The 13,653-nt window shown below is 28.2% G+C and carries 12 protein-coding genes and 1 pseudogene; 12 read left to right on the top strand and 1 reads right to left on the bottom strand.

All coding sequences use genetic code 11. From position 1 onward, the window contains the following. Positions 1-383 precede the first annotated feature (383 nt). From JOD41_RS05580 to JOD41_RS05560, 5 genes are read left to right on the top strand one after another with little or no spacing between them, the layout of a single operon-like run. Positions 384-596: a helix-turn-helix domain-containing protein gene (locus tag JOD41_RS05580; RefSeq protein ID WP_004835177.1), complete on the top strand. Its 213-nt coding sequence runs from the start codon at positions 384-386 to the stop codon at positions 594-596. A 21-nt stretch (positions 597-617) separates the two neighbouring features. Next, positions 618-1,646 (top strand): nucleotidyltransferase domain-containing protein, encoded by a 1,029-nt coding sequence (locus JOD41_RS05575; RefSeq protein ID WP_205051939.1) that lies wholly within the window; start codon positions 618-620, stop codon positions 1,644-1,646. Further along, positions 1,647-3,389 (top strand): ThiF family adenylyltransferase, encoded by a 1,743-nt coding sequence (locus JOD41_RS05570; RefSeq protein ID WP_004835062.1) that lies wholly within the window; start codon positions 1,647-1,649, stop codon positions 3,387-3,389. After that, positions 3,386-3,877: a Mov34/MPN/PAD-1 family protein gene (locus JOD41_RS05565; protein WP_004835165.1), complete on the top strand. Its 492-nt coding sequence runs from the start codon at positions 3,386-3,388 to the stop codon at positions 3,875-3,877. Before JOD41_RS05570 ends, JOD41_RS05565 begins: the two co-directional genes overlap by 4 nt. Next, entirely contained in the window at positions 3,861-4,679 is an 819-nt protein-coding gene (locus JOD41_RS05560) for a hypothetical protein (RefSeq protein WP_004835104.1), read from the top strand. The genes JOD41_RS05565 and JOD41_RS05560 overlap by 17 nt, the downstream gene beginning before the upstream one ends. A 332-nt stretch (positions 4,680-5,011) precedes the next feature. Here the strand turns inward: JOD41_RS05560 and JOD41_RS05555 are convergent, their stop codons facing one another. Further along, positions 5,012-5,353, bottom strand: coding sequence for a plasmid mobilization protein (locus JOD41_RS05555; protein ID WP_004816309.1), 342 nt, complete (start codon positions 5,351-5,353; stop codon positions 5,012-5,014). Between the two features lie 349 nt (positions 5,354-5,702). Here JOD41_RS05555 and JOD41_RS05550 point away from each other — a divergent pair, with 349 nt between their 5' ends. From JOD41_RS05550 to JOD41_RS05520, 7 genes and pseudogenes are all read left to right on the top strand, one after another. Then, positions 5,703-6,287 (top strand): TetR/AcrR family transcriptional regulator, encoded by a 585-nt coding sequence (locus JOD41_RS05550; protein ID WP_154272114.1) that lies wholly within the window; start codon positions 5,703-5,705, stop codon positions 6,285-6,287. Between the two features lie 10 nt (positions 6,288-6,297). Next, positions 6,298-7,275, top strand: coding sequence for a helix-turn-helix domain-containing protein (locus JOD41_RS05545; RefSeq protein ID WP_154272115.1), 978 nt, complete (start codon positions 6,298-6,300; stop codon positions 7,273-7,275). A 66-nt stretch (positions 7,276-7,341) separates the two neighbouring features. Beyond that, a complete protein-coding gene (locus JOD41_RS05540; protein WP_019115691.1) occupies positions 7,342-7,932 on the top strand; it encodes an MptD family putative ECF transporter S component in 591 nt (196 codons plus the stop codon). Beyond that, positions 7,929-8,600: an energy-coupling factor transporter transmembrane component T gene (locus JOD41_RS05535; protein ID WP_060790678.1), complete on the top strand. Its 672-nt coding sequence runs from the start codon at positions 7,929-7,931 to the stop codon at positions 8,598-8,600. The genes JOD41_RS05540 and JOD41_RS05535 overlap by 4 nt, the downstream gene beginning before the upstream one ends. A gap of 1 nt (position 8,601) precedes the next feature. Then, entirely contained in the window at positions 8,602-10,053 is a 1,452-nt protein-coding gene (locus JOD41_RS05530) for an energy-coupling factor ABC transporter ATP-binding protein (RefSeq protein ID WP_205051938.1), read from the top strand. 11 nt (positions 10,054-10,064) lie between these two features. Next, a pseudogene (locus JOD41_RS05525) lies at positions 10,065-11,785 on the top strand (ABC transporter ATP-binding protein). Continuing rightward, a complete protein-coding gene (locus tag JOD41_RS05520; RefSeq protein ID WP_205051936.1) occupies positions 11,778-13,514 on the top strand; it encodes an ABC transporter ATP-binding protein in 1,737 nt (578 codons plus the stop codon). The pseudogene JOD41_RS05525 and the gene JOD41_RS05520 overlap by 8 nt, the downstream one beginning before the upstream one ends. Positions 13,515-13,653: the final 139 nt, after the last annotated feature.

Raw genomic sequence — 13,653 nt, 5'->3', positions numbered from 1 at the left:
TAAGAAAATATCAGTTAAAAGAGAAGTGGAATTATTTTACTTCTTTTTTATTTTGCATTATAGGATTTAAAATTAAATAAATTTCCTGTCAATGCTTAGCCTTGTAAATAGTATAAGAGAATTATAGAACTTAAAGATAGGAAATTTTATCAAAATCTTTGGACTTGTAAAACAAATATTTATAACAATGAGATATGATATAACAAATGTACTGATATATAAATATCGATGATATCTCAAATGCCTATAATTTTCTACTTAATAATTCTATTAATGCAAAGTTTTGAAATTACAACGAATATAAAGTATAATATAGTAAAGTAAAAGTTTGCAAATACAAAAGTTTTATTTGTATAATAAAAAACAGAATAAGGATGATAATTATGAAGATTAATTACAATGGACTCTGGAAAGTATTAATTGATAAAAATATGAACAAAAAAGACTTGATGGATAGAGTAGGTATATCAACTGCAACAGTGGCAAAAATGACAAAGGGAGAATTTGTTAGTATGCAAGTTTTATATAGAATTTGTAAAGAGTTAGATGTAGACTTTAATGATGTTATATCTATGTATAAAAGTAATTCAATTTAATAGAAAAGGAGAGCACAACTAATGACTGTTCAAAAACAATTTGAAAAATTCAACGATAATATAAGAGTAGACTTTGATACGAATCATGAATTAAAAGAGAAACGTGAAGTATTAGTCAACATTTTAAGAAATTCTGATGACTTGCCATCGTTTGAGGTTATAAATCAAGGCAGCTACATTCTAAAAACAGGAATAAAACCTGAAGAAGATCAAGAATATGATATAGACGTTGGATTAATATTTAATGTAAATAAAGATGATTACAAACCGTTGGATTTAAAGGAAAAAATTTGTTCTATACTAGAGAATCATACAGACTATGGTGCTAAGATAAAAAAGCCTTGTGTAACAGTAACTTATAAAAAAAATAATAAAGCTGCGTTTCATGTTGATTTAGTAGTTTATGCTTATGAGGATAATGAGAATAAAGAAAGTCAATTGTATATTGCTAAAGGAATTTCAAGCAATCAGGATTCTATTAAATGGGAAAAAGCTGATCCAAAAGGCCTCGTAGATTATATTAATAATACAATTGTTAAAGGAGAACAAAGAGATCAATTTAGAAGAATCATACGTTATATAAAAAAATGGAGGAACAGGCGATTTAGTAACTTTGGGCATATTTCTCCAGCAAGTATAGGATTAACATTAATGGCTATTGACAACTTTTCTTATTATTCTGATGATGATTTGACAGTATTAATAGATGTCGTTAATTATATAAAGAATAAATTTCATTATAGAAAAACAGAAAATGGTAGAAATCTTTATAGAATAGAGTTATCTTTACCATATGAACTTTCATTTGATTTTCCAAATGATGTCTTTGAAAAAATGACAGATAATCAAATGACAGATTTTAAAGATAAGATTACAAAGTTTTCTAACGATTTGAAAGAAGCTAGAAATGAAATTGATGAGTATGCCCAATATAAAAAATTGAATAAGATTTTTGGAGATGATTTCGAAATTCCTGAAGAGAAAAACACAGCTAAAAATCAAGTTAACTATATTCCCTCATCAAGTTCATCTGGATGGGAGATATATTAATTGGACTCAAATCAATTAAGAGATATCTTATTAGATAATAAATATATCTCAGACGTTATGATTGAAGAGAATGCAAGCTTTAAAAAGACAGAATATAAATTTTTAATCAGTTGTTCTTTATCAACAAATAGTAAGTTAATTCCAGTTAAAATTGGATTACCATTAAATTGGGAAATAAGTTTAATAGATATATACTGTGAGATAGATAAGCTCCCTTTTATCCCACATGTTGAAAAGAATGGGAAACTATGTTTATTTGATTTAGAAGGAGCTTTGATAGATTGGAATTTTGAGGGAGTTTTTAATCAATGCATAGACAAAGCTATTAAAATTTTAGATGATGGCATAAATGGTAAAAACAAGAGAGATTTGTTGGAAGAATTTAATTCGTATATATACAACAGAGATGATTATAAAAATATTGATGTTGCTATTCCCAAAGAAAAGAAAAACCAAAAGATTAGTTATTGTACAAAAAATAAGATATCTAAAGTAAGAAAGAAAAATGAGACGGATGCTGAATATCTAAAGAGAACCACTATAACATCTTATTTTGCAAGTACCTTATCATCAGATTTTGATTTATGGGGATATAGAGATAGAACACAATTCAATGGTTTATATTTCTTCATAGCTCCAAATAAAGCAATATATCCTCCTGATTTCAGAAAATCTATAGATTTATCATATTTAAATAATATCTTGAGCTATTGCTCTTTTAACATTAAAGATAAGAGATATTTAAAAACAAAAGATATGCTTTTTATATTTGAAATTAAACAACCTGAAGAAATTAATAATGTAATAGGATTTTTAATTGAAAATGGAGAGTATGATATTGAGTTTGATAAGCTAAAAATTAGTAATGCTGATAGAATCATTCCTCTCAGTGTAAATAGATTAGATAAGAGTTATCTAATGAATAGAACATCATTCGATAAAAATATACTTGCTAATAAAAAATATCTTTTAATAGGATGTGGTTCTATCGGGGGATATACATTTAGCAATTTGATCAAATCGGGAGTAGAGGATATTACTCTTGTTGATTCAGATCATCTGAATGCTGAAAATATATATAGACATTTACTTGGCATTGAATATCTTTACAACTATAAGGCAGAAGCTTTGAGAATATATGGAGAGAAAAACTTACAAAATTTAAATATAAAAACTGTTGATAACAAAATTGAGGATGCAATTGAAGATTGTTCTATAGAATTTGAAGATTATGATTATATAATATCAGCAACTGGAAATGAAATTCTTAACCGTTGGTTAAATAAATATATTGTTACTAATAAAATACAGACACCTGTTTTTTATTTATGGAATGAGCCATTAGATATTGGCTCACATGTAGCATTTTTTGATATAAATTATAAAGGGTGTTATGAATGTATGTTTACAAGGGACGATGGAGGAAATTTATATAATTCATTAGCTTATACGCAAAAAGGACAAGTCATTGCTAAATCTAACTCTGGATGTCAGGGTTCTTTTATTTCTTATGGTTCATTAATATCTATAAAAACAAGTCTAATGTTTATGGATTTATTAAAGAAGCACGCACTTAATAGGATACACAGTAATCTTATATTTTCTTCAAAAGGTGACGATTATTATTTCAAATTAGCAGGATTAAATTTTTCTAAACGATTTGTATCACAAAAGTCTGATTCTGAAATCATAGAATTTGATAATATTTATAATAAAACTTGTAGTATTTGTGGTGAATTATGACAATAAGTGAAAATATTCAAAGGGTTAAAATTAAGGATTCAGTTATTGATTTATTTAAGAAATATATACAATATAAACAAAATGGTTTAGAATCTGGTGGAATAATTATAGGTAAAGAAAACTTACAAAATAATGATTATACTATAGGTTATGCAACAGAACCATATAAAAATGACAAGAGAAAAGGGAATAGATTTAAGAGGTTAGATACTAAACATATAGAGACCTGTAACTCAATATATTTAAGAAGTGGTAAAATTTATAGGTATGTAGGTGAATGGCATACTCATCCTGAAGCTATTCCCCAATATTCAGATATAGACTTAAAAAACTGGGGGAAAATAGCAAAAGGTTCTGATGAAATAAGTTTATATTTCCACATTATAGTAGGATATGAAGCATATAGAATTTGGAAATATGAAAAGTCGGGTATTATCGAGTTGTTAGAAACAATTTATTGGGGAGATAGACATGAAAGAAATTATTAGAAAGTTTAAAGATTGTAAAACTCAATTATGTCAGTTTTTCTTTATATTTTTAGCATTATTTTTACCTAAAATATCGAATATTGAGAGTGTTATAAATACAAAACCTAAGGATATTTCATTTGATATTATCGATATAATATATTATTTTTTGTCAAAATTGGGAAATCTAGGAATAGGTATTTTCTTTGCAGGAATAGCTATATTTACTATACGAAAAATGAATAAGAATAAGATTTTAAACAATGGAAATATATATCATGATCATAGTTATTTATGGTTTTTGTTATGCTCTAAAATTTTAGGATATGAAAAGTGTAACTTAGTATTAGTTCCTATTTATATGCAATTTAAACTAGTTATTAATGATGTATTCAGTGAGTTTATAGTAACAAACAATATCTCCGAAGAAAAAACATCTTCTAAAATTATATATATCAATTGCGATAATAAGGATTCTTTAGAATATAATTTAATTTTAGAAGATACTTATTCAATAAATGATTTTCAAATCCCGCCAGAAAAGAAACAATTACCAACAATTAAAGTTATAAATTCCAAGACAAAAAGTGAAGGAGTTAGAAAGTATAATCCGAAATTTGTAGAGTTTGTAGTAAAAGAAATTAGGGCATTACCTAAAGGAGTATTAATTAATATTTTTGCTACAACACACGCACAACACAATTATGAAATTGTTGAGCAGTCGCTAAAGTTAGCAGATAGAGGTAACATAGCGGAAGTATTTGTATACCAGCAAGATAGACAGAGCTATAGAAATTTTTCTGAAAGATATAAAGTTATATAGATGACTTTTTTGTTTAATTCAACAAAAATTTTAAGCATTTATTTATATAAAAGTATTATCTAAGTTATTTATTTAAAGGATATTCTAGCATTAGAGTATTCTTTTTTTTATTGTATTTACTTAGAATATTATATGTAAGTTCGGAAGGTTATTTTTTAATCTGATAGATTAATTTGAAAAATAAAAATATAATTATACTCATTAAAAATGCTATATTTGATGTACCTAGTTTTTAGTATTGCTCATCTGATATTTAATGACTTATATAGGAATTAGATTTTGTATGATTTGGAGATCCATAACACTTGAATCTTGATTTTATATTGCATGATTTATTTTGATTTGTTAAGAAGTAGGGAATGGATCTGCCATATTTCTTTCGATAATTTTTCTATCTGTTTATTCATTGACTCGATTTCATTTTTGTAAATAACACCAGTTGTATTTGTAGCTTTTGCAATCTGGTTTATATTATTTGTTGCATTTGAAAGTAACCATTGAAGATCTCTAAATGGTTCTAAATCTACTACATAAATTTCTTTTTCTAATACGCACTTTCTAAGAAAGTGGGACATTGTTTTACAATTTGCAAGTTTCATTTTCTTTTCAAAAACTTCTTTTTCTTCTTTAGTAAGTTTTATTTCTATTCTTTCATTTCTAAATCTATTTGCCATTTTATTCTCCTTTATAAAATATATTTCGGGGTCTTAGGGTTCTCCCTAACAAGGTAAAAATTTAAAAAAATGGAGCATTCCGTAAAGGGCTGCTCCATTAATTTTTTCGTAAGTGTCCGTACACTTACTGTGCTTGCTATTAAAGTTATAAGCGTCAAGCGTGTATTAAGTTTTATTAATTATACCGCATTTAAAGAAATTAATTAAGAAGTATAAAAGGCGTTCGGGCAAATATCTTAAATAAGATTACTAAAATTTAAAATAATCCATGTATTGAAATTAATTATCAAATGAGTTACAATAAAACTGACGGTAGCGTCGGAATTATTTATTGACAGGAGATAAAGTTTTGAATGATAAAAAATTGAAAGTTGGAGAAAAAAGGAAGTTAGAAATTCTGGAAGCGGCAAAGAAATGTTTCTTAGAAAAGGGTTTCCAAAATACAACTATGGAAGATGTTATAGAAAAAGTAAGTTTAAGTAAAGGTGGTGTTTACTATTATTATGGATCAACCTATGAAATGATTTATGATTTTATGAAATTAGGTATCAAATATAGAGGAGAAAAAAACAAAACTATCGACACATCTAAATTAACGAGTTTAGACGCAATTACTGAGATAATGATGGAAAGAATTTATGATGAAAATGAATTTAAAAGCATCTATGCAATTTTTTTGAAACTACAAAATGAAGATAAAAGATTGTGTGAAATGTTTGAAAATTTAAAAGAAACAAACACAGAAATTTTGTTGTCTGCATTTCCTCCAGACGATAAACTCTCATCTATTTTTGAAGATGAGTTTTTAGTTACCTTTGTAAATACTTTGATTTTAGGATATGAAAGTTTAAATCAAAAAGAAATTTTTATTGAAAATAAAAAAACAATCAAAAAGATGTTGGAAGATTATTTGAGAGAAAAACTCATTAATTAGGAGATTTTTTATGGGTAAGGAGTTAATGTGCCATCTTTATGGAAGAAATTTAGAAAAAATAAAAGAAAATTCTAAAGGGAGAATTTGCGAATTTCATAATTTGGAAAATGGGAAATATATAGTTTCCAAGTACGAAATTTTCAAAGGGGTAACAGTTTTTTATAATGATATACACACTTCTGTCATAAAGAAAAAATTATCAAAAAATTTAAATCAAAGCTATGAGATTAATCATTGTAGAGAAGGAAGATTTGAATGCGTGTTAAGCGATGGAACTATTACTTATATGGAATCGGGAGATTTTGCAATCAATGCAAGTAGCAATAGTTCTGAAGAATCTTTTTTTCCTATATCTCATTATCATGGTGTGACTTTTTATATTAATCCAAAAGAATTTGATAGCGAAATATATTTTTTAGAGGAAATGTTAGGGATTAAATTTGAAGTTGTTTTAAGAAAATTATGCAATAAGGACAAAATTTTTGTACAAAGAGCTACTCGGCATATTGAACATATTTTTTATGAAGTTTATAAAGTTCCAGATGAAATTCTAATTGAATATCTAAGGGTAAAATTTCAAGAACTTTTCCTATATATTTCAAGCCTTGATACCAGTAACAAGATAAGCGATAGGAAATATTTTATTAAGACAAATGTTGATATTGTAAAGAAAATAGATGAATTTATAAAGAATAATTACGAAAAAAATATAACTTATGATAAACTATCAGAAATCTTTAAGATAAATACTACCACAATGAAATCTTGCTATAAGAGTGTTTTTGGGCAAACAATTAAGGAAGCTATAACAAGTAAAAGATTGGAGGTAGCAGCTGATTTTTTAAATAATACATCAATTTCAATTACAGAAATTGCTATTAGGGTAGGTTTCACAGATCATGCTAAATTTTCAAATACTTTTAAAAATAAGTTTAATCTCACTCCTTCAGAATATAGAAAAATATCTAAAACAGCACATTTAGTCTAAATAGTCAAGAAAATAAGCTTAGTCTATTATAGAATGATAACAGCTATCAACTAAGGAGGTTGAATTATGGAAAGTAAAAAATTAACTATAAAAGATTTAGCAACCATAGGAATCTTTTCTGCAATCATGATTGTTGTATTCATTGCTTTTTCAATGATTACAGGGGCATCATTATTTTTCAATATGATTTTTAATGCTGTGTTTACTGCACTAATTTTAGGACCATTTTTTGTTTATATGGCTATGAAAGTAGGCAAACCGGGAGTTGCACTAATTTATAATATTATACAAGCTATATTAGCAACTGTCTTTATGGGTCCTTTTATGATTCCATGGTTTGTAGGTGGCGGGATAATTGCAGAGTTATCTATGATTGGTACAGATAGCTATAGGAATATAAAAAGAATTACTATTGCTTGGATAATTACATCATTAACTAGAGCGGCTCATGGTATGAGCGAAATATGGTTTTTTAAAGATGCTTTCATTAAGTCTGGCGTATCTCCAGAACAAGTTCAAATACAAACTCAGTATTATACAAATCCTAAATGGATTCTTATTTCTTTAGCATGTACTATTGTGGCGGCAATTATTGGTTGCTATTTAGGAAATAAGATGACAGAAAAGCATTTTAAAAAGACAGGCATAATAAAATGATGCATTTGGACTTACGTTCCAAATTAGTAGTATTTTTAAGTACAGTATTTTTGGTTTCAGTATTGTCCAAAGATACTGTATTTTTTTTATTAGCCGCCATTCTAGTTATTTATGTATCACTGCAAGGATATAGCAAATCTACAATAAAACTAATTATTGCAATGGGCGTTTTAAGTTTTTTGAGATTTGTCTCAAATGGTGAAGGTTTTGGCATTTTGATTCCTGATATGTTTCTGTTTATGGTTATAAGAACATTAGTTATAGTTCTATCAGTAATACCAATTTTAAAAACACCTCCAGGAGAGATAATGGCAATAATGAAAAAAATGAAAATTCATAGAAATGTTGCTTTGCCACTTATTTTCATGATGAGATTTTTCCCAGTAGTTAAAAGTGAGTTTAAAGAAATTATCGACTCGTTGAGATTAAGGGGATTAATTTCTATTAAAAAACCATTTTTAACGATGGAATATTTATTTGTTCCTATGATGTTTTCATCTTCAAAAATAGCTGAAGAACTTGCCGCCGCATCGGAAGTAAGAGGAATTTCTGCATCTGGAAAACATAGCTCAAGAAGAGAAATAAAATTTAGAAATCTTGATGTTATTGTTTGTTTAATCACCATCTTTATCACAATGAGCATGATTTTTCTGGAGAGGAGTTATTAAGATGATCAAGTTAAAAAATGTAAGCTTTGCCTACAGTAAAGATTCAGCAAACATCTTAAAAAATATTAATTTGGAAATTAATGATGGGGAATGTGTTGCCTTTATAGGGGCGAGTGGTTGTGGTAAAACTACCCTTACAAGACTTATAAATGGTCTTGCTTATAAATTCTATGGAGGGAAATTAAAGGGAGAAATTTCCATAGATGGAATAAATCCCCTAGAAAAAGAATTATATGAAATAGGGAGGAAAGTAGGATCTATTTTTCAAAATCCCAAGAGTCAATTTTTTGCAGAAAATGTAGAAGACGAAATTGCCTTCGGGCTTGAAAATTATGGGATAGAAAGAGAAAAAATAGATGAAATAATCAATAATTCCTTAAAATCTATTAATGGAGAAGATTTAAAAGATAAAAACTTATTTCATCTTTCAAGTGGAGAAAGACAAAAAATAGCAATTGCTTCAATAAATGCACTTAATCCACCTATTTATGTTTTTGATGAACCGTCTGCTAACCTAGATATGAAAAGTGTAGAAGCTTTAAGAAAACTTATGCTTTTATTAAAGAAAAATAAAAAGACAATAATCATTTCAGAGCATAGGCTATACTACCTTAGAGGGGTAGTGGATAAATATTATTATCTTGAAAATGGGGAAATTAGCAATGTTTTTACAGAGGAAGAACTATTAGCAAAAAGTGAAGATTTTTTCAATAAGTTAGGATTAAGATTCTTTTCTTTAAATAAAATATCTCCTAAAATAAATAAGTTAAAAGAGATAAATTCTATGAACTTAGAAAAAATTTCTTTTTCCTATAATAAGAATGTCCTTATAAAAGATTTGACCTACGAATTTGAAAGTGGAAATATTTATGGAATTATTGGGGATAATGGCATAGGAAAATCTACTCTGTTTAAAATTTTAAGTGGACTTATGAAAAAAGATAGTGGTTTTATATCTATAAATGGAGAAAAATTAAACAAAAGAAATAGGCAAAAAAGAATATACTACCTGTCAAATAATCCTAATAGTAATCTTTTTGAAGTTTCAGCAGAAGACGAGTTAAAACTAAATAATAAAGATGCAGATACAGATAAAATATTAGCTGATTTTAACTTAGAAAATATAAAAGACATCCATCCACAAATCATGTCAGGCGGACAAAAACAAAGATTGACTATCGCTTCAGCAGAACTTTTAGAAAGAGATGTTTATTTATTTGATGAGCCAACAAGTGGTTTTGATGGACATAATATGCAAATTATTTCAGAAAGAATGAAGAAATTACAAGAAAAAGAAAAAATTATACTTATAATTTCCCATGATTATGAATTTTTGTGTAATTCCTGCAATAAAATTCTTTATTTAGACGGATACTCTTTTGAGGAATTTTCTACAAAGGAGGATAAAGAAAAAATACTAGCTATATTAATGGGGAAAAAATTTAATATTTAGGAGGGGATTTGATGAATTTAATAAAACAATATGTAAGTAAAAGAAAAGGATCATATTTTGCATCCGTCCTACTTGCGATAGTGGGAGTGGTGGCAGGTTTTTTTCCTATATATACATGGCAAAAATCGTTGTAAACTTAATTAATGGTGCAAATGATATGAGTTTATATACTCCACTATGCATAAATATTTTAATAACATTTGTTATTAAAGAAGTGGCAGCAGGAATATCAACAAGTATTTCCCATACGGCAACCTTTAATTCATTAGGAGAAATTAGAAATGATATTTCCAAAAAACTTTTTAAGATGCCACTAGGAGATGTTCTTTCAAGATCTTCAGGGGAATTTAAAAATATAATTGTTGAGCAAGTTGATTCTATGGAAACATCCCTTGCCCACTTAGTGCCAGAATTTACTGCAAATTTAGTAGGACCTATTCTATTGTTTATTTACATGTTTACCTTAGATTGGCGATTGACCTTGCTATCACTAATTCCTTTTGTGGTGGGAATGGCTACCATGATGTCTGTTATGAATGCTCATTATAAGGAAATGTTTGGAAAGTCAGTTGCTATTGGTCAACACATGAATAATTCTATTGTTGAGTATATAAATGGGATAGAAGTAATAAAAACCTTTAATCAAAGCGAATCATCTTATAAAAAATATTCTGATGCAGTTTATGACAATGCAAGCTTTTATTATAACTGGATGGGTGAATCTATGAATAGGGTTGCCATAGGTAGATTACTTTCTCCTATGGGAATTATTACAATCATACCCTTTGGGATTTTATTTTATATAAATGGAAGTATTGATTTAGGGAATTTAATTACCTTAATCGTCTTATCCTTTGCTACAGTTTCTAGCATATTAAAAATCATGAACTATATGGATGATATGTCAAGAATATCAACTATAACTTCTGAAATAGGAAAGGTTTTAGATTCAAGAGAGTTAGAAAATATTGGCAAGGGAGAAAAAATAGAATCCTATAATATAGAACTTCAAGACGTAGACTTTTCTTATGATGGAAAAAATAAGGTTATAGATAATCTTTCTATGGAAATAAAAGAATCTTCTGTTTCAGCCCTCGTTGGTCCTTCTGGGTCAGGTAAGTCTACAATAGCAAAACTTATTGCTGGATTTTGGAATGTAGATAAGGGATCTATTAAAATTGGAGGAGTAGAAACAAAAGATGTGTCGCTCGAAAACTTGTCTTCACTTATTTCTTTTGTATCCCAAGACAATTTCCTCTTTGATATGACTATAAAGGAAAATATTAGGCTTGGAAATAAGAATGCCTCTGACGAAGAAATTATAGATGTATGTAAAAAATCTGCCTGCCATGATTTTATTATGAATCTATCTAATGGTTATGATACAAGAGTTGGCGAAGGTGGAGGTCATCTATCTGGAGGAGAAAGACAAAGAATATCTATTGCTCGTGCCATGCTAAAGAATGTACCAATCGTAATTTTAGATGAAGCAACTTCTTATATAGATCCCGAAAATGAAGCTCTCATACAAAATGCCTTGGCAAATCTAGTTAAGGGTAAAACTTTAATCATAATCGCTCATAGGCTAAAGACAATTGTTGATGCAGATAGGATATTTGTTATTAAAGATGGCAAATTAAATTCTTATGGTACTCATGAAGAACTATTAAAGTCATCAGAACTTTATAAGGAAATGTATGCTGCAAATTTAAGGGGTGATGAAAATGCTTAATGTGTTTAAAAAGATATGGAATTTTTCAAAAGAAGAACAGGTATATATTAAGAAATCTATTCTCGCTGGATTTTTGCACGCAGTATTTAATGCCCTTGAGTTTGGTGCAATTTACTATATGCTAGTAAATATATTTTCTAAAACTTTAGACTATAAGGCTATCTTTGTTTGTCTTGGAATATTAGTTATATCCCTTATTGGCAAAATTATGACACAAAAATCATCACAGATGGCACAAACACACGCTGGATATTTTATGGCAGCTCATAAGAGGATAGAAATAGGAGAAAAAATAAAAAGAGTTCCTATGGGTTTCTTTTCAAGCTTTTCACTAGGAAGATTAACTACTATTGCTACATCTTCACTTTCCCAAGCAGAAATGTGGGTGCCTATGCTTTTGGTTCTTGTACTTGGTGGAGTTTTAAATACTTTAGTCTTTGTCCTTGGAACTTTAATTTTTAACGTAAAGGTAGGACTGGTTGCTGTAGCAGGTGTGGTAGTATTTTTCATCGTTACATCAATGATGGAGAAAAAATCATCAGCTAATGCAGATAAAATGACAGAAACACAAACAAGACTTACAAAAGAAGTATTAGCAACTTTACAAGGTATGCAGGTTATAAAATCCTATAATCTTGGTGGAGAAAATAACAGAGCTTTGAGAAAGTCTATAAAAGATACATCAAATATACTTTTAGATTTAGAAATATCTGTAGCACCATACACAGTTATCCAAAGAATTGTAATGGGAATAACAACAGTAGCTATGGTCTATGTATCATTAAAATTAAATTTATCAGGTGAACTTCCACTTGCTGAAACAATTCTTATGATTATGGCATCATTTATTATCTTTGAAGGCTTAATAGGGGCAGGATCAAACATGGCAATCCTAAGAGCTTGCGAAAATGCCATAGATTCTGTAGGTTTTATCGACTCTATGCCTGATATGAGAGAAGGAAGTATTACAGAGCCTATAAAAAATCATGATATAGTCTTTAAAAATGTATCATTTTCCTATGATGATAGACCAATTTTAAAAAATGTATTAGCAGAGATAAAAGAAAATACTATGACTGCTATTGTTGGACCATCTGGATCTGGTAAGACTACATTTTGTAATCTCATAGCGAGATTTTGGGATGTAAATTCTGGTGAAATTTTAATAGGTGGAAAAAATATTAAGGATTATAAGATAGAAAATCTTATGAATTCAATTTCCATGGTCTTTCAAGATGTATATCTATTTGAGGATACAATTGAAAACAATATAAAATTTGGAAAACAAAATGCAAGCCATGAAGAAGTAGTTCAAGCTGCAAAAAAAGCAAGATGCCATGAATTTATAGAAGCTTTACCAGAAGGATATGACACTATTATTGGGGAAGGTGGAGCAAGCCTATCAGGTGGAGAAAAACAAAGAATCTCCATAGCAAGAGCCATGCTAAAAGATGCAGACATAATTATTTTTGATGAAGCAACTGCAAATGTAGATCCAGAAAATGAAGATAAACTTAAAGAAGCAATAGAATCATTGACAAAAAATAAGACGGTAATAATGATTGCCCACAGACTAAAAACCATAAGAAATGCTGACCAGATTTTAGTCTTAAAAGATGGGGAAATAGTAGAACGTGGAAATCACGAAGAACTGATTAAAAATAATGGACTTTATTCTGACCTTATAAATGCAAAAGCTAAGGCAGAATCATGGAAATTAAATAATTGATAGGAAGAAAGATTTAAAGTCTTTGAATAGGAAAATTTAGATTAGAGGATTTATGCCTAATAGCATAAGTCCTCATTTTTTATATTCAAATTAATTATTAAAACTCAAAAATACTATAAAAAAATAAAAATTCTGGTTA

The sequence above is a fragment of the Peptoniphilus gorbachii genome (assembly GCF_016908115.1).
Lineage (GTDB): Bacteria > Bacillota > Clostridia > Tissierellales > Peptoniphilaceae > Peptoniphilus_A > Peptoniphilus_A gorbachii.
The sequence above is the reverse complement of the archived record's forward strand: the minus strand, read 5'-3'. Positions and strand labels throughout refer to the sequence as shown.